The organism is Arthrobacter sp. FW306-1B-F12A, assembly GCF_058781865.1.
In genome coordinates this window covers 14980-30244 of sequence record NZ_JBYSXD010000031.1, presented here as the reverse complement: position 1 = coordinate 30244, position 15265 = coordinate 14980, and the positions used below count along the sequence as shown (strand labels likewise).

Below are 15265 nucleotides of genomic sequence, written 5' to 3'. Positions count from 1 at the left end.
AGGAGTGCCCGGGAAAAACTTCGGCCGCCATATGCGGGTGCCAATGACGTCACCCCGCAGTGGCGGCCGAAACCTTTTAACGCGCCTCAGCCCAGCCCGATTGCCTTGCCGAAGACGCTGAAGCCGACGAACGCCACGATGTCCAGGAGAGCATGGGCCACCACCAGCGGCATGACCCTTTTGGTCTTGGTGTAGATCCAGCCGAACACGAGGCCCATGACGGCATTGCCGATGAAGGGCCCGAAGCCTTGGTACAGGTGGTAGCTGCCGCGAAGGAGCGCGCTGAGCACGATCGCCAGCGGAGTGCTCCACCCGAACTTCCCGAACCGGTCCAGAAGGTAGCCCACCACGATGACTTCTTCGACGACCGCGTGCCGCACCGCGGAGAGGACCAGAACGGGCACTGTCCACCAGTAGGAGTCCAGGCCGCTGGGGATGATCGCCGTCGTAATCCCGAGGGCGCGGCCGGCCGCGTAGAGGCCCAGCGACGGGATCCCGATCAGCGCGGCGAGGCCCAGTCCTTGCAACGCGTCACGGCCCGGGCGGGCGAAGTTGAAGCCCAGCCGGGTGAAGCCCGAGGGACTCTCCGCGGTTTGGCGGTGCAAGGACAGGAAGTAGAAGACCAACACCACCGGGACCAGGGCAAACGCGATGTCCAGCAGCTGGTAGGTGAGATCGAAGTACTCGCGCGTGCTCTGCGAGCGGTTGAGCGTGGACGTCGCATGGGCCAAAGGCCCTTGGGTCATCTTGTCCAACAACTGCACCACGGAGTACACGGCCGATTGGCCCAGGGACAGGCCAAGGACGATCAGTACTTCGGCGCGCAACCGGCGCGTTGAGGCTAGGAGCATGCTCCTATCTTGCCTTCATTTGCCTGAGGTTTCCCGTGAGCCGGGTCCACCAGTGTCCGCCTGCGCGGGCCGGGCCACTCCTGAGCCTATGCTTGGTGGGATGAGCGCGCCAGCACGAATCTTCATGATCCGGCACGGCCAGTCCGCCGCCAACGCCGACACTTCCATCTACAACCGTGTGCCCGATTACCGCATCCCGTTGACGGAGCTTGGCGTAGAGCAGGCACGGGCTGCGGGTGAGGCGCTGCGCAGGAAGCTCGACGGCGAACCCGTATGCGTTTACGTCTCTCCGTACCTTCGGGCCTACCAGACCCTTGAGGCACTGAATCTGGGCAGCCTCACGGAAAGAGTCATCGAGGAGCCCCGGCTGCGTGAACAGGACTGGGCCAACTTCCAGATCGCCGGAGACATCGGGGACCAGAAGGAGCTCCGCAACCTCTACGGGCATTTCTTCTACCGGTTCCGCGAGGGCGAATCAGGCTCCGATGTGTACGACCGGATTTCGTCCTTCATGGAAACCCTGTACCGGCATTGGGAAAAACCCGACTACGCGCCCAACACCCTGCTGGTGACCCATGGCCTCACCATGCGGCTCTTCTGCATGCGGTGGTTCCACTGGTCGGTGGAGTACTTCGAATCGCTCAACAACCCGGGCAACGCGGAGCTACGGACACTGATCCGCAACGACCAGGACAAGTACGATCTGGACACGCCGTTCAGCCAGTGGGTGCAGCGCAGCACCGATGAAACCGTGCTGAACGCTCCCCCGATGGTCTTCTGACGGGCACTTATCGAAGCTAGTCGTCCTTGGCCACGATCACTTCGGTGCCGCTTGCTTCAAACGCAGCCTTGTCTTCTGCCGTGATGCCCGAATCGGTGATGAGCCGCCGGAAGTCGTACCCTGCCATTGCCGCGAAGGCACGCTTGCCGATCTTCGTGGAGTCGGCCAGGACATAGGAGTCGGTGGCACGCCGGGCCATGACGGTATTCACCATGGCTTCTCCCTCGTCGGTGATGGTGGGCCCGATCTTGGGATCGACGCCGTTGACCCCGATGAAGGCGATGTCCAAGGCAACCTTCTGCATGATGACATCGGTGTAGGGCCCCACAAGTTCGTAGGAACGCGGGTTCAGGATGCCGCCGGTGACCATGATCTTGATGTTGGGGCGCACGGCAAGCTGGGCTGCGATGTTGATGGCGTTGGTGACCACCGTCAGCATGGGCCGGTTGGAGGGCGCGTTCAGGTCTTCGCGGGTGGAAAGCACCTGGGCCAAAGCCGTGTTGGTGGTGCCGCCGCTGAGTCCGATCACGGCCCCGGGCATGATGAGCTCCGAAGCGGCCAAGGCAATCTGCTGCTTGGCCTCGGCGTGGTCATCCCTGTTGTAGCGCCCCGGAAGTTCGTACGCCACGGATCCCGTGGTCGCACCCCCGCGGGTTCGGCTCAGGAGCCGCTGCTTGGCGAGGCTGTCCAGGTCACGGCGGGCCGTCGCCGGCGAGACGGCCAAGCGGGTCACGATATCCTCGACCTCAACATGCCCTGACTCGGCGAGGAGATCAAGGATGGCTGTCAGTCGATCGTTGCGGGTCATCACGAACCTTCCGGAAATTGGGACTAGTTCACTTTCGCGAACAGCGTCAGCAGACGTGCGGTTTCCAACACCAGGGCGTCACGTCCGGCCTTGATGTACTTGCGGGAGTCCACCACGGAAGGGTTGGCATCCAGGTACTCACGGACGGCGCGGGTGAAGAACCCGTTCAAGTGTGTGGATACGTTGATCTTAGTCATACCGGCCCGGATTGCCGCCACCAGCGTTTCATCTGCTACGCCGGAGGACCCGTGCAGGACGAGCGGCAGCTGGACGGCTTCCTTGAGCCGGGTGATCAGGACCAGGTCCAGGGCTGCGCTGCGTTCGGTCATGGCGTGCGAGGAACCAACGGCGACGGCGAGGGCGTCGACGCCGGTGGCTTCCACGAAGGAACGGGCTTCGGCCGGATCGGTGCGGACCCCCGGGGCATGGGCACCGTCCTTGCCTCCCACCTTCCCGAGCTCGGCCTCGACGTAGACCCCGTGGTCCTGGGCGTAGGTGGCGACCCGACGCGTGACTTCGACGTTCGCGTCGTACGGCAAGTGCGCGCCGTCGTACATGACGGATCCGAAGCCAAGGTCGACAGCCTGCAGGGCAAGTTCTTCGGATTCGGCGTGGTCCAGGTGCAGGGCCACGGGCACCGAAGAGTCCCGGGCGATGGACATGGCACCCCGGGCGATCGGTACGAGTCCGCCGTGGAAACGGACACAGTTCTCCGAGATCTGCAGGATCAACGGAACACCAGCCGACTCCGCCCCGGCAACCAGGCCTTCCGCGGTTTCGAGGTGGATGACATTGAAGGCGCCCTGTCCGATTCCGTTGGCCGTGGCGGTGTCCATGAGTTCCCGTGTACTGACGAGCGTCACAGGGTCTCCTTCCAGCTGAGAATGAGTTGGTCTTCGAGGTCCGCGTAGAGCGGCGAGATCTCGCCGGCGGCCGGCATGAGCACCGCGGCGGCGGACCAGGCTGTTGCCCGGCGGAGGATCGTGGGGATGTCGGTGATGCCGTCGGCGAGCGCGACGGCGGCCGCCGCCACTCCGGCGTCGCCGGCTCCTGTGGGGTTGCCGCTGAGTGGTTCCGGGAGCCGGGCGGCCCAGTACCCTCCGCGGGCGGCATGGTGGAACGCGAGCATGCCGTCGGCGCCGGCACTGACCAGGACCGTCTTGGCCCCGAGCCCGATCAAACACTCTGCCGCTACGTCCAGGCTGCTTTCCCCTGTTGCTTCGAGGAGCTCGTGGTTGTTGGGCTTGAGGAGGACCGCCCCGGCGCGTGCGGCGGCGATGATCCCCGGACCGGAGGTATCGACGACGGCGGGAATCCCGGCGTCGTGCGCCAGGCGCACCAGCGCCGGGTAGAAGTCGGCCGGCGCGCCGGGTGGCAGGCTCCCGGAACCGACAAGCACTCCCGCGCTTTGACCGTCCAGGGCGTCGACGACGGCGGCGGCCAGCGCCTGCCATTCTGACGGTTGGAGGGGACTGCCCTCTTCATTGAAGATGGACGTTTCGCCGCCCACCGTATCGACGAGGGCGATGCTGCGCCGAGTGTCCGCGGCGACTGGAACCAGGCGATGCGGCACGCCGCTGCTGAGGAGTTCGGCAGCGAATTCGGCACCCGCCGTGCCGCCGCAGGGCGCGAGTGCCAGCACGGGATGGCCCAGCTGGTGCGCCACGCGCGCAACGTTGAGGCCTTTTCCGCCGGCGCGGCTGAGGGGCGCGGCAACACGATGGCTTGCTCCGGGGGTGATCCCGGCGACGTGGTAGCTCAGGTCGATGGCCGGATTGGGCGTGACGGTGATGACCCGTTTCATGGCCTGGTTCATCGGCTCGTTCATCGCCCCGTCCCCGTGCCGGAGGCGGCCTTCGCAGCCGGGAGCAGCGCCCGGGCCCTCATGGCGGCGCCAAGCAAACCCGCATCCTGGCCCAGTTGGGCGCGCATGATGATGGGCCGGCGTTGGAAATCGAGCAGCTCATCGAGGCGGGAACGCAGTGGCTGCAGGAGTCCTTCTCCGGCTTCGGCAAGCCCGCCTCCAACTACCACTGCTTCGGTGCCGATGATGCTCACGCATTGGCTGAGGCTGAAAGCGAGGGCGTCCACGGCGTCGGCCCAGATCCGGGCCGCAAGGGCATCGCCGGCCGTGGCCCGTTCGAGGACTTCACGGGCACCGGCGCGCGGAGTTCCGGCTTTGTCGCTGTAACGCCGGGCGATCGCTCCGGCGGAGCCGACGGCCTCGAGGATCGTGTGGCCCGGACCGTCGGGGTCCGGAACGAGGGCGTGCCCCAGTTCCCCGGCGAAGCCGCCTGCGCGTACCGGGTACCCGTCGGAGATGACAGCGGCGGCGATCCCGGTGCCGACCACCATCACCACGACGTTGCGAAAATCCCGGGCCGCTCCGAAACGGAATTCGGCTTCGGCGGCCGTGCTGACATCGTGCCCGAAGGAGACCGGCAGTCCGAGGCGTTGCGCGGCCTTTTCCCCAAAGGGAAAGTTCCGCCAGCCCAGGTTCGCCGAATAGATCCCCACTCCGGTGTCGGAGTCCACGATTCCCGGGACCACAATGCATGCTGCCTTCGCCGGGTGGGCGGGGAATTCAGCGGCAAATTCCGAGGCCAATGCCTCAACGGCGTCCAGGATCGCCTCGCCCGGCCGCAAAGGATCATGCGGCGTAGCCCTGCGGCGTAAACCCAGGACATTCCCGGCTGTGTCGACAAGGCCTGCCTTCAGATCGGTCCCTCCGACATCGAAGGCCAGGACTGCGGATTCAGCGGCTCCGAGAACCATGGGATTGCCTAGGCCGTGGCGTTCAGGACAACAGAGCGCGTGAGGTTGCGCGGGAGGTCGGGGTTGAGGCCGCGCACGCGTGCCCGCTCCAGGGTGACCTTGTGGACCCGTGCCAGCTCGGCGAGCGGGTGCTTGCCGGTGTTGACGTAGAGGGCGCCTGTGCGGCCCATGTCGGCGTCCAGTCCCTCGGGCTGCGTGCCGAAGATCCACGTCACCCGGCCAGGGGCGGCGATGGAAATGGGACCGTGCCGGTATTCCATTGCCGGGTAGGATTCGGTCCAGCCCTGAACTGCTTCGCGCATCTTGAGGCCTGCTTCGTGGGCCAGGCCAACGGTCCAGCCGGTACCGAGGAAGGTGAACTGTTCGGCGTCGAGCAACTCCTGGGAAACGGGCTCGGCCACTGCCGGACGGGCGTCCTCGATTGCCGTGCCGAGTTCGATGCCCAGGCTCGTCAGGAGGTACACGAGGGCGGTCGTGGCGAAGCGGGTCTGGACCACCGATTTCTCGTCCGCGTAGGGAAGGCCGATCACGGCGTCGGCAAGGGTGGTGATGGGCGAATTCACGTCGCCGATCACCGCGATAGTGCGGACTTTTCCACGCAAGGCTTCCAGGAGCTCAAGCACCTCGGTGGTGGTGCCGGAGCGGGTAATGGCGATGACGGCGTCGTACTGGCGGCCCGCGCTGTTGTGATTGAGGAAGGCTTCGGACGCTGCGAACGCGTCGGTGACGCCCTTGCCTGCGGCTTCGCGGGCGGCGGCATAGCTTTGCGCCATGAACCATGAGGTACCGCAACCGACGACGGCGATCCGCTCGCCGTCGGCGGGAAGCAGGTGCTCCGCTTTGGATTGCTCGATGGCCCGCTGCCAGACCTCGGGCTGCGAAACAAGCTCTTCTTCCATGAAGGCCCCGAGGGTGTTGTTACTCATCGCACTTACCATTCCTGTCCGCGCTACTTCGACGCGCTCTTCAACACTCAACCATTTGACGTTTTATGATCCATATAAACACTAAACGATCATATTCAATCGCACAAGGATCGTGCGGCACCTCGGACACGCCCAAGCAAAAGCAGGGCCCCTCCATCTGGAGAGGCCCTGCCTGTGCTGCGAAAGCTGTGGGGAGAAGCGTTGCGGAGGCGCCGCTAGACAGCGCGGACGCCCGCCCGCCACACGGCGAAAGTCAGCGGGATACCGGGCCGGTACGCCAGGTGGGTCGCCGACGGCGCCTTGAGCATGTGCAGGTCGGCGCGGTGCCCGACGGCGATCGAGCCCACCGCCCGTTCGCCGTCGACGTCATTGCCTGACTCCCTGCCGAGCGCAAGCGCACCGCCATACGTAGCCGCCCGGACAGCCTCATGGACGCTTAGGCGCATCTGCAAGACCGCCGTGGTGACGCAGAAGGCGATGGAGCTCGTGTAGGAGGTGCCGGGGTTGCAGTTCGCGGCCAAGGCAATCTGCACCCCAGCGTCGATCAGTGCCCGGCCCGGGGCGAGCGGCTGGCGGGTGGAGAGATCGCAAGCAGGCAGGCAAGTGGCAACCGTGCCGCGCGTGCCCGTTCCGGTGGAGGCATCCCAGCCGCTCCAGGTCCCGGCGAGCGCCCCGATGTCTGCCGCCGAGAGGTAGTTGACGTGGTCGACGCTGGCCGCACCGAACTCCACGGCCAACTGCACGCCAGGTCCTTCACCCAGTTGGTTGCCGTGGACGCGCAGGCCCAGGCCCGCGTCGCGGCACGCGGTCAGGACGCGGCGCGACTGCTCTTCGGTGAAAGCGCCGCGCTCGCAGAAGACATCGGCCCACTTCACGTACGGCCGGACGGCGTCGAGCATCGGACCGCAGACGAGGTCCGTGTATTCCTCGGCGTCGGCTCCGGCCGGGACCAAGTGCGCGCCGAGGTAGGTGACTTCGTCCACGGTCGCTGCCGCGATGCGGGCACTGCGGGCCTCGTTCTCAAGGTCCAGTCCGTAGCCGGTCTTGCTCTCGAGGTAGGTGGTGCCCTGGGAAACGGCTTCTGCCACGCGCCCGGCAGCGAGCCGGGTCAGTTCCTCGTCGCTCGCTGCGCGCGTGGCGCCCGTGGTGACGGCGATACCGCCGGCGCTGTAGCTCTGGCCGGCCATTCTGGCCTCGAATTCGGGGGTCCGGTCCCCGGCGAAAATCAGGTGCGAGTGCGAGTCAACCCACCCCGGGAGCACGGCGCGGCCTTCCGCGTCCATGTGCCCATCAGCCGAGGGAGCCTCCGACGCCGGACCGATCCAGGCAATCCGCTCACCCTCGATTACTACGGCGGCATCCTTGAGGACGCGATGCTCCGCGTCCTGGGTCATCAGTTCGCCGATGTTGCTGATCAGTGTGCTCGTCTGCCCGCTCATGAACCTATTGTTCAACGGCGGATGGACCAACGGGCCGCTGCCAGCTCCCTCGGTGTCCGGGATGCCGGACTGATGCCCGGTGCGGTGCCAACAGTCCCCGAACCCAGGATCTCCGCGGCAGCGAGTTCGGCGATGGCGGAAGAGGTCTGGAATCCGTAGCCGCCCTGTCCGGCAAGCCAGTAGAAACCGGGAGCCTCGGCGTCGAATCCCACCACCGGAACGCCGTCGGCAGCCTCGGTGCGCAACCCCGTCCAGGCTTTTGCCACCGAGCGGATGCCCAGCGACGTGATCGAATTCAGCCGGGCCACCAGCTCCTCCACGTCGCCGGGCCGCGGCCGCGCGTCCTCGGGACCGCTCGGCACCGTTTCCGACGGGGAAATGAGCACCTGTTCCCCCTCGCGCCGGAAGTAGTAGGTGTCATCGGCCGCCGCCACCATCGGGGTGCCCGGCCGAAGCGGGCGCTCGACGTCGACGATGGCCGCCGTGCGCCGGAACGGCTGCAAGCCGAGCTTCTCCACGCCGCTGAGCACCGCGAGCTCGTCCGCCCAGGCACCTGCCGCGTTGACGACGACGGCGGACTGGAAGCCTTCCAGCCCGGCGCCCAATTGCCAGCCGGAACCAAGCCGTTGGGCAGAATGGACCCGGGCGCCGGTAATGATGTCCACTCCCCCGGCCTCGGCGCGCTGCCGGTGGTCTTCCAACAGCACGGGCGCATTGCAGGCGAATGACCCCGTGTCCAGGCCGGCGGCCGTGAAGGCCTCCGGATTCAGTGCCGGGCACAGCTCAAGGGCTTCGGCGTGCGTGATGGGGTGCATGTGTCCGCTGGCTTCCGCCTTGACGGTGGCTTCGTCGCCCACCAGCATGAACGAGCGCGGTTCCAGGACCGGTACCGGCAATCCGGCGTCGCGGGCTGCCATCAGCTCCAGCGTGCGGACGGTGAGTTCCTGCACGACGGCGGGTCCATAGCTGGGGATGAGCTGCCGGGCCGAGCGGGAGGACGTGTGGTACGCCAGTGTCTGTTCGGCTTCCACGAGGGCTACCGAACACTGGCCGGCCAGCGCTGAGGCGAGCGACAACCCGGCGATTCCTCCACCGACAATTACCACATCATAATTTGCAGCCATCCCCCCATCCTGTCAGCGCGCAGGCCCAGATGCGAGTAGCGCCCGGTGCCGAACAGCGCCGGTGCCGGCTATTCCAACGCGGACGGCTTGATGCCGCTGTAGGGGGTCCACCACGTGAGCGGTTCCGTGACAGTGAAGCGCCGTCCGGAGATCGAATCCGCGGGAACCCGCACGAAATGGTCCTTCTTGCCTGATTCCCAAGGAAACAGGGGCAGGGAGAACGTGTTGATGACGTCGTCGAGCTGTTTGACGGGCGCCGCCTTGCCATGGAGCACAACGCTCCACGCGACGCCCGTGTTGGCGTCGACGCCGTCCACCTCCATGGCCACCGGGAATTCGCCCAAGGCCGCGGCGAGCTTTGTGCCCGCTCCGGTCCTGAAGACCACCGTCCCCTGGTCCACGGTGTAATTGATCGGAAAAATGTCAGGGTGGTCTCCCAGCCACACGGCCAGCCTGCCGACGGACACGCCCCTCAGGAGATTCCAGCATTGCTGCGAATCCAACACTTCGGTCACGGAAGGTGCTGCATCTTTGTCCATGCTGCAGATACTAGGCCTCCTCTCCCCCTCGGGACAGGGCTTAGGCGAAGGGGTTCAGCGCAGGTATTGGAGTTCCTTGAAATGGCCGATGTAGTCGGCCAGGAGCGCTTCTGCCACCCTGACCGAGTCCACGAGCGGGTTCATGGCCATCGCCTTGTAGGCGGAGCGCCGGGAACCCGTGAGCGCAGCGTCGATGGTGGCGCGTTCCACCGCCTTGGCGTTGACGACGAGCCCGCGCGCGTAGTCCGGAAGGGGCTTGGCCGGGAGCACGCGGGCTCCACCCGCATCCACGAGGCACGGCGCCTCGATGACGGCGTCGGCGTCGAGTTCCGCCAGGGTGCCTTTATTGGGGACATTCAGGATCAGTCGGGCCGATTCGCCCTGGCTGATGGCGCGCATGATCGCCAAGGCCACGGCCTCGTAGCCGCCGGAAACCAGGTCTTCGGCGTCGCGTTCGAACGTGCCTGCCGCGTCCCTGTTGCTCTGCATGTATGTCTCTTCGCGATCGAGCTTGGTCTTCTCCCAGAGCCTGAAAGCCGCTTTCGACGACGGGACCCCCTGGGCGGGCTCCGCACCGCCGTCGTTTGCTGCCGCGAGCCCGCTGTAGAAGGACGACTGTTGGCGCGCCAGGTAGGCGCCGCGGGTAATGTGGGCGCGCCGGTCGGCGTCGAGCGCTTCCCGCCTGAAGTAGTAGTAGTGCAGATATTCGTTGGGAACCGCGCCCAGGGCTTTGATCCACGAAGCGCCGAACAACCGGCCCTCCTCAAAGGACTCGATGGCGCCGTCGTCGGCCAGGAGCCGCGGCAAGACATCCGCACCGTCGACCACGAGCCCGCGCAACCAGCCCAGGTGGTTCAGGCCGATGTAGTCGATCTCCACGGAGCCATCCCGAAAGGCAGCCGCGCCGCGGTGGATCCCGGCCGCGAGCAAGCATCGCCTGGCGAGCCCCACCGGCGAATCGCAAATCCCCACCACCTTGTTGCCAAGGACCCGCGTCATGACCTCGGTGATGACGCCGGCCGGGTTGGTGAAGTTGATGAACCAGGCGTGCGGAGCATGCTTCTTCACCGACTCGGCGATATCCAGGACCACGGGAATGGTCCGGAGGGCGTAGGAAATCCCCCCTGCACCGACGGTCTCCTGCCCGATGACTCCGTGTTCCAGTGCGATCCGCTCATCGGCGGCGCGCCCCTCGAGTCCACCCACCCGGATGGCGGAGAAGATGAAGTCGGTGCCGGGCAAGGCTGCCGGCAGCGCCGTGAACGTCCTCACAGCTGGTGCGTCGGGCACCCCCTCGGCCATGTCGGCGAGGACCCTGGCCACCACGCCCAGGCGCGCGGGGTCGGCGTCGAACAGCCTCAGTTCGGTGACCCGGCCGGGCCCATGGTCGGACAGCAACGCTGAATAGACCAGGGGTACCCGGAATCCCCCGCCGCCCAGGATGGTGAGGATCATGGGAACTCAGAGCCCCGCGGCTGCGCGGCTCTTCACGAAGGCCTGGACACACGCCTCGACGTCCTCGGAGCTGTGCGCGGCCGAGAGCTGCACGCGGATCCGGGCCGCTCCCTTGGGTACCACGGGGTAGCTGAACGCGGTGACGAACACTCCGTGGTGGAGCATCTCGTCGGCAACCTTCGCTGCCGCCACGGCGTCGCCGAACATCACCGGAATGATGGCGTGCTCGCCGTCGAGCAGCTCGAAGCCTTCCTCGCTCATGCGGCGCCGGAACAAGGCAGCGTTCTCGAAGAGCCTGGAGCGGAGCTCGCCCGAACCCTGGACCAGCTCAATGGCCTTGATGGTGGCTGCGACGATTGCCGGGGCCAGGGAGTTGGAGAACAGGTAAGGGCGGGCCTTCTGGCGCAGCATGGCGACGATTTCGCTGCGGCCGGAGACGTAGCCTCCGGAGGCGCCGCCAAGGGCCTTGCCGAACGTGCCGGTGTAGATGTCGATCCTGTCCGAAACACCCGCGTGTTCCGGGGTTCCGGCACCGGTGGCTCCCATGAAGCCGACGGCGTGGGAATCGTCCACCATGACCAGGGCGTCGTGCTTTTCGGCGAGATCGCAGATGGCTTCGAGCGGCGCGAGGTAGCCGTCCATGGAGAAGACGCCGTCCGTCACGATGATCTTGCGCCGGGCCGGAGCTTCGCCGCTCGAGGCTTCGATCAGCTTGGCTTCGAGGTCAGCCATGTCCTGGTTGGCGTAGCGGAAGCGCTTGGCCTTGCTGAGCCGGATGCCGTCGATGATCGAGGCGTGGTTCAGGGAATCCGAGATGATGGCGTCCTCGGCCCCGAACAGGGACTCAAAGACACCTCCGTTGGCGTCGAAGCAGCTGGAGAAGAGGATGGTGTCCTCGGTTCCGAGGAACTGTGAGACCCGGGCTTCGAGCTCAAGGTGCAGGTCCTGGGTGCCGCAGATGAAACGGACGGAGGCCATGCCGAAGCCGCGCTCGTCCATGGCGGACTTGGCGGCAGCGATGATGTCCGCGTGGTCTGCCAGGCCCAGGTAGTTGTTGGCGCAGAAGTTCAGCACGGTGTTCGCCGGCTGGCCGAGCTGGCCTGCGGAGATGTGGCTGGCCTGCGGCGAGTCGATGTGCCGCTCGGTCTTGAAGAGGCCTGCGGTGCGGATCTCTTCAAGTTCGCCCTGCAGCTGGTCTTTGATGCTTGAGTACATGGTGGCTCCTGGTACTGGGGTCTTGGGGAGGACTTTACGGTGTCTTAGAATTCGGCGTTCTAGAGTTCAGTCCAGTCGAGGACAACCTTGCCGCCTGTGCCGGCGCGGGCGATTTCGAAGCCCTTTTCCCAGTCGGTGGCGGACAGCTTGTCCGTGACGACGGCGGAGATGTTGCTGTGCAGCACGGGGTTGGAGGACAGCATGGCACTCATGGCGTACCAGGTTTCGTACATTTCGCGGCCGTAGATGCCCTTGAGGGTCAGCATGTGGGTGACCACTTTGCCCCAGTCGATGTCGATGGACTGGCTGGGCAAGCCAAGCATGGCGATGCGTCCGCCGTGGTTCATGTTGTTGATCATCTCAGGCAGGGCCGTCGGATGCCCGGACATTTCCAGGCCGATGTCGAATCCTTCGCGCATGCCGAGCTCGAACTGGGCATCCTTGACGCGCATCTTCGACACATCAACGGCGAGGTCCACGCCCATCTTCCGGGCGAGTTCGAGGCGGGGAGCGGACACGTCCGTGATGGCGATCTTGCGGGCACCGGCGTGGCGCGCGACGGCGATTGCCATGAGTCCGATGGGGCCGGCGCCTGTGATGAGCACGTCCTCGCCGACGAGGGGGAAGCTCAGTGCGGTGTGGACGGCGTTGCCGAAGGGGTCGAAGATGGCGCCAAGCTCCGGGGTGACGGAGGGATCGTGGTGGACCCAGACGTTGGTCTCCGGAATGACAACGTATTCGGCGAAGGCGCCGTCGCGCTGCACGCCCACGGACACCGTATGGATGCACATCTGGCGGCGGCCTGCGCGGCAATTGCGGCAGATGCCGCAGACCACGTGGCCTTCACCGGAGACGCGGTCACCGACCTTGACGTCGCGGACGTCCTCGCCCACGGACACCACTTCGCCGTAGAACTCGTGTCCCGCGATCAAGGGAGTCTCGATGATGCTCTGCGCCCAAGCGTCCCAGGACTGGATGTGCAGGTCCGTTCCGCAGATACCGGTGGTCATGACGCGGATCTTGACGTCGCTGGGACCTGCCTCCGGTTCGGGCCGTTCGACGAGTTCAAAACCAGCGTGGGGACCGGACTTGTAGAGAGCCTTCATGGGTCTTCCTAACTCAAGGGATTGGGCCGTTTGTGTGCCGTTTCACTTCATTGAAGCCCCACGGACGGTTTAGCACAACTAGGTTTTTCTCAATCAACGATTTAGCATTTGCTAAATGGAAGTACATCAGCTCCAAATGCTCAGGGAACTAGGAGATCTCGGCAGTGTCAAGGCCGTGGCCGAGACGCTCATGGTCACTCCCTCGGCCGTTTCCCAGCAGCTCGCCCTCCTGCAGAAGTCGGTGGACGTGCCCTTGACCCGCAAGGAAGGCCGCGCCTTGGTGCTCACCGATGCTGGCCGGGTCCTCGCCGACGCCGGAGCCGCCGTCGTGAGCGCCATGGCCGACGCCCAGGCGGCGATCGGCGCGTACCATGACTCCCCGGGCTCCACCGTCACCGTGAGTGCCTTCCACAGTGCGGGGCAGGCTTTGTTCGCTCCGCTCGCGGCCTTGTTGACGACCGCGCGCACCGCGGGTCCGGAAAACAGCGTTCCCCGCGTGAAGCTCGCCGACGAAGACGTTGCCCAGGAAGACTTTCCGGGCCTCGCCGCGCGCTACGACCTCGTGCTCGCGCACCGGATGGAGCACAGTCCCGGCTGGCCCACCGACAAAGTAGCCGTCATCCCGCTCGCCGACGAACCGCTCGACGTCGCGTTGCCTGCCGGGCACCCGCTCGCGGCGCGCCGCGAACTCAGGCCGGCCGACGTCGTCGGGCAGCCCTGGGTGACCAGCCGCGACGGATACTCCCCCGCGGACGTGCTGGCCGCCGTCGTCGCTGTCAGCGGGCGCCCGGCCGATGTCCTGCACCGCATCAACGACTATTCCACCGTGGCCTCGCTCGTGGCGGACGGTGGCGCGATAGGTTTGCTCCCGCGGTTCACCGCCCAGCGCGTCCTGGACGCCGGCGTGGTGCTGCGACCTCTCGCGGGGGTGAATTCCGTGCGCAAGATCGACATCCTGGCGAGGCCGGAGACCCTGAAACGGAAATCGGTCATGACGGTCTGCGAAGCACTACAGACCGTCATGACCGAACTCGCCGGCGGCACGCGGCGCTAGAGTTCCCGGACCCGGGCCGGCTGCCCTGCGTTGAAATACTCCACGAGCTCTTCCGGCAAGGCCGGAACCAGCTTCGCGCAACCGTCGCCGCGGAGGGACTCGGTGGCAAGCACTCCCGCGGCCACGGCCTCCCGGGCCGCGATCGGCGAGGTCGCCGTGGTTCCCCCGTCCTTGGCGAACCGCAGGAACTCTGCGATCAGCAAGGGGTCCGCACCGCCATGGCCGCCTTCCCCGTCACGGACCACGACCTTCTGGTCGGGCTCGGCGAAACCTGAGGTTGTCCGGGTGGTCCATACATAGATCTGATCGCCGGCCCCGTCACCGAAGTTCTCGATCCTGCCCTTGGTGCCGATCACGGTGTAGTTCCGCCAATAGTCCGGGGTGAAATGGCACTGCTGGTACGAGGCGAGCACACCGTTGTCCAGGACCATGTTCATCATCGAGATGTCCTCGACGTCGATCGTCTCGGCGAGGTCCGTCTGTTCGGTGGGGGGCCAATTGTCCACCGAAAACCAATCCCCCATCCGGCGGCCCGTGTTGTCGCGGCGGGACGCGACGTCCCCGTAGACGGCCAGATCCCCGATTGCCTGCACCTTGGTGCTGTATCCCCCGGCGAGCCAGTGGATGACGTCGATATCGTGCGCGCCCTTTTGCAGCAGCAGCCCGGTGGTGTTGGCGCGCTGGGCATGCCAATCCTTGAAATAGTAGTCCCCGCCGTTTCCCACGAAGTGCCGGCACCAAACGGCCTTGACGTCACCGATGGTCCCGGCCAGGATGATGTCCCGCATCTGCACCACCACCGGCATGTGCCGCATGTTGTGGCCCACGTACAGTCGTGTCCCGGTGTCGAAGGCCGTCTGGAGGATGAGGTCGGCTGCTTCGAGCGTGACATCGAGCGGTTTCTCGCAGAAGGTGGGAATGCCCGCTTTGAGCGTCCGGACCGCGACGGCGGCGTGCTGGTTGTCCGGGGTCAGGACCAGCACCGCGTCCAGGCCGGAGGCCAACAAGACGTCCAGGTCCTCGGTGATGACCGCCGTCGGGATCTTCTCTGCTGCGTCAGCCCTGCCGCGCTCGCCCAGATCGCACACAACCGTGACTTCCGAACCGTGGCCGGGCTTGTGCGCGTGGCGCCACAGCGACGACCGCAAGCCGAATCCGACGATGCCTACTTTGAGGTCCATAAGTACTTTCC

15 protein-coding genes are annotated in these 15265 nt (G+C 65.9%); 2 read left to right on the top strand and 13 right to left on the bottom strand.

All coding sequences use genetic code 11. The features are described from left to right. Positions 1 to 86 precede the first annotated feature (86 nt). Entirely contained in the window at positions 87 to 851 is a 765-nt protein-coding gene (locus AC3WJU_RS14980; protein ID WP_234750766.1) for a CPBP family intramembrane glutamic endopeptidase, read from the bottom strand. A 100-nt stretch (positions 852 to 951) separates the two neighbouring features. Here AC3WJU_RS14980 and AC3WJU_RS14975 point away from each other — a divergent pair, with 100 nt between their 5' ends. Further along, complete coding sequence (locus AC3WJU_RS14975) at positions 952 to 1632, top strand: histidine phosphatase family protein (protein ID WP_059387874.1); 681 nt, start codon at positions 952 to 954, stop codon at positions 1630 to 1632. Between the two features lie 16 nt (positions 1633 to 1648). Here the strand turns inward: AC3WJU_RS14975 and AC3WJU_RS14970 are convergent, their stop codons facing one another. The 11 genes from AC3WJU_RS14970 to tdh all read right to left on the bottom strand — a co-directional run bounded on the left by AC3WJU_RS14970 (position 1649) and on the right by tdh (position 13019). After that, positions 1649 to 2440, bottom strand: coding sequence for a DeoR/GlpR family DNA-binding transcription regulator (locus AC3WJU_RS14970; RefSeq protein ID WP_059387875.1), 792 nt, complete (start codon positions 2438 to 2440; stop codon positions 1649 to 1651). Between the two features lie 23 nt (positions 2441 to 2463). Beyond that, a complete protein-coding gene (locus tag AC3WJU_RS14965; protein ID WP_492260226.1) occupies positions 2464 to 3303 on the bottom strand; it encodes a class II fructose-bisphosphate aldolase in 840 nt (279 codons plus the stop codon). Next, positions 3300 to 4268, bottom strand: a complete 969-nt coding sequence (locus AC3WJU_RS14960) for a 1-phosphofructokinase family hexose kinase (protein WP_492260225.1) — start codon at positions 4266 to 4268, stop codon at positions 3300 to 3302. The genes AC3WJU_RS14965 and AC3WJU_RS14960 overlap by 4 nt, the downstream gene beginning before the upstream one ends. Continuing rightward, positions 4265 to 5215, bottom strand: coding sequence for an ROK family protein (locus AC3WJU_RS14955; protein ID WP_284989754.1), 951 nt, complete (start codon positions 5213 to 5215; stop codon positions 4265 to 4267). The genes AC3WJU_RS14960 and AC3WJU_RS14955 overlap by 4 nt, the downstream gene beginning before the upstream one ends. An 8-nt stretch (positions 5216 to 5223) precedes the next feature. Then, positions 5224 to 6141 (bottom strand): SIS domain-containing protein, encoded by a 918-nt coding sequence (locus AC3WJU_RS14950; protein WP_492260224.1) that lies wholly within the window; start codon positions 6139 to 6141, stop codon positions 5224 to 5226. A gap of 215 nt (positions 6142 to 6356) precedes the next feature. Next, positions 6357 to 7580, bottom strand: coding sequence for an imidazolonepropionase (gene hutI / locus AC3WJU_RS14945; protein WP_492260223.1), 1224 nt, complete (start codon positions 7578 to 7580; stop codon positions 6357 to 6359). Between the two features lie 11 nt (positions 7581 to 7591). Further along, positions 7592 to 8704 carry an NAD(P)/FAD-dependent oxidoreductase gene (locus tag AC3WJU_RS14940; RefSeq protein WP_306961342.1) on the bottom strand — a complete coding sequence of 371 codons (1113 nt, stop codon included), beginning with the start codon at positions 8702 to 8704 and terminating at the stop codon, positions 7592 to 7594. Positions 8705 to 8772: 68 nt separating this feature from the next. After that, positions 8773 to 9243 (bottom strand): pyridoxamine 5'-phosphate oxidase family protein, encoded by a 471-nt coding sequence (locus AC3WJU_RS14935; protein WP_059387879.1) that lies wholly within the window; start codon positions 9241 to 9243, stop codon positions 8773 to 8775. A 54-nt stretch (positions 9244 to 9297) separates the two neighbouring features. Then, positions 9298 to 10698, bottom strand: coding sequence for a 6-phospho-beta-glucosidase (locus AC3WJU_RS14930; protein ID WP_492260222.1), 1401 nt, complete (start codon positions 10696 to 10698; stop codon positions 9298 to 9300). Between the two features lie 6 nt (positions 10699 to 10704). Beyond that, positions 10705 to 11913, bottom strand: coding sequence for a glycine C-acetyltransferase (locus AC3WJU_RS14925; RefSeq protein WP_492260221.1), 1209 nt, complete (start codon positions 11911 to 11913; stop codon positions 10705 to 10707). A 59-nt stretch (positions 11914 to 11972) separates the two neighbouring features. Next, the gene (gene tdh / locus AC3WJU_RS14920; RefSeq protein ID WP_492260220.1) at positions 11973 to 13019 is read right to left on the bottom strand and encodes an L-threonine 3-dehydrogenase; all 1047 of its coding nucleotides are present in this window, start codon (positions 13017 to 13019) and stop codon (positions 11973 to 11975) included. 115 nt (positions 13020 to 13134) lie between these two features. Between tdh and AC3WJU_RS14915 the strand changes: the two genes are divergently transcribed. Then, positions 13135 to 14073: a LysR family transcriptional regulator gene (locus AC3WJU_RS14915; RefSeq protein ID WP_476910589.1), complete on the top strand. Its 939-nt coding sequence runs from the start codon at positions 13135 to 13137 to the stop codon at positions 14071 to 14073. On the opposite strand, the gene AC3WJU_RS14910 is transcribed toward AC3WJU_RS14915, so the two are convergent. Next, positions 14070 to 15254, bottom strand: a complete 1185-nt coding sequence (locus AC3WJU_RS14910; RefSeq protein ID WP_492260219.1) for a Gfo/Idh/MocA family protein — start codon at positions 15252 to 15254, stop codon at positions 14070 to 14072. The genes AC3WJU_RS14915 and AC3WJU_RS14910 overlap by 4 nt on opposite strands. Between the last annotated feature and the right edge of the window lie 11 nt (positions 15255 to 15265).

What these genes read in the sequence shown, in the direction of transcription:
- hutI (WP_492260223.1), bottom strand. Translation starts at nt 7,580, where the DNA reads ATGAGCGGGCAGACGAGCACACTGATCAGCAACATCGGCGAACTGATG.
- AC3WJU_RS14930 (WP_492260222.1), bottom strand. Translation starts at nt 10,698, where the DNA reads ATGATCCTCACCATCCTGGGCGGCGGGGGATTCCGGGTACCCCTGGTC.
- AC3WJU_RS14975 (WP_059387874.1), top strand. Translation starts at nt 952, where the DNA reads ATGAGCGCGCCAGCACGAATCTTCATGATCCGGCACGGCCAGTCCGCC.
- AC3WJU_RS14925 (WP_492260221.1), bottom strand. Translation starts at nt 11,913, where the DNA reads ATGTACTCAAGCATCAAAGACCAGCTGCAGGGCGAACTTGAAGAGATC.
- AC3WJU_RS14940 (WP_306961342.1), bottom strand. Translation starts at nt 8,704, where the DNA reads ATGGCTGCAAATTATGATGTGGTAATTGTCGGTGGAGGAATCGCCGGG.
- AC3WJU_RS14970 (WP_059387875.1), bottom strand. Translation starts at nt 2,440, where the DNA reads ATGACCCGCAACGATCGACTGACAGCCATCCTTGATCTCCTCGCCGAG.
- AC3WJU_RS14980 (WP_234750766.1), bottom strand. Translation starts at nt 851, where the DNA reads ATGCTCCTAGCCTCAACGCGCCGGTTGCGCGCCGAAGTACTGATCGTC.
- AC3WJU_RS14960 (WP_492260225.1), bottom strand. Translation starts at nt 4,268, where the DNA reads ATGAACGAGCCGATGAACCAGGCCATGAAACGGGTCATCACCGTCACG.
- AC3WJU_RS14955 (WP_284989754.1), bottom strand. Translation starts at nt 5,215, where the DNA reads ATGGTTCTCGGAGCCGCTGAATCCGCAGTCCTGGCCTTCGATGTCGGA.
- AC3WJU_RS14910 (WP_492260219.1), bottom strand. Translation starts at nt 15,254, where the DNA reads ATGGACCTCAAAGTAGGCATCGTCGGATTCGGCTTGCGGTCGTCGCTG.
- tdh (WP_492260220.1), bottom strand. Translation starts at nt 13,019, where the DNA reads ATGAAGGCTCTCTACAAGTCCGGTCCCCACGCTGGTTTTGAACTCGTC.
- AC3WJU_RS14950 (WP_492260224.1), bottom strand. Translation starts at nt 6,141, where the DNA reads ATGAGTAACAACACCCTCGGGGCCTTCATGGAAGAAGAGCTTGTTTCG.
- AC3WJU_RS14935 (WP_059387879.1), bottom strand. Translation starts at nt 9,243, where the DNA reads ATGGACAAAGATGCAGCACCTTCCGTGACCGAAGTGTTGGATTCGCAG.
- AC3WJU_RS14915 (WP_476910589.1), top strand. Translation starts at nt 13,135, where the DNA reads ATGGAAGTACATCAGCTCCAAATGCTCAGGGAACTAGGAGATCTCGGC.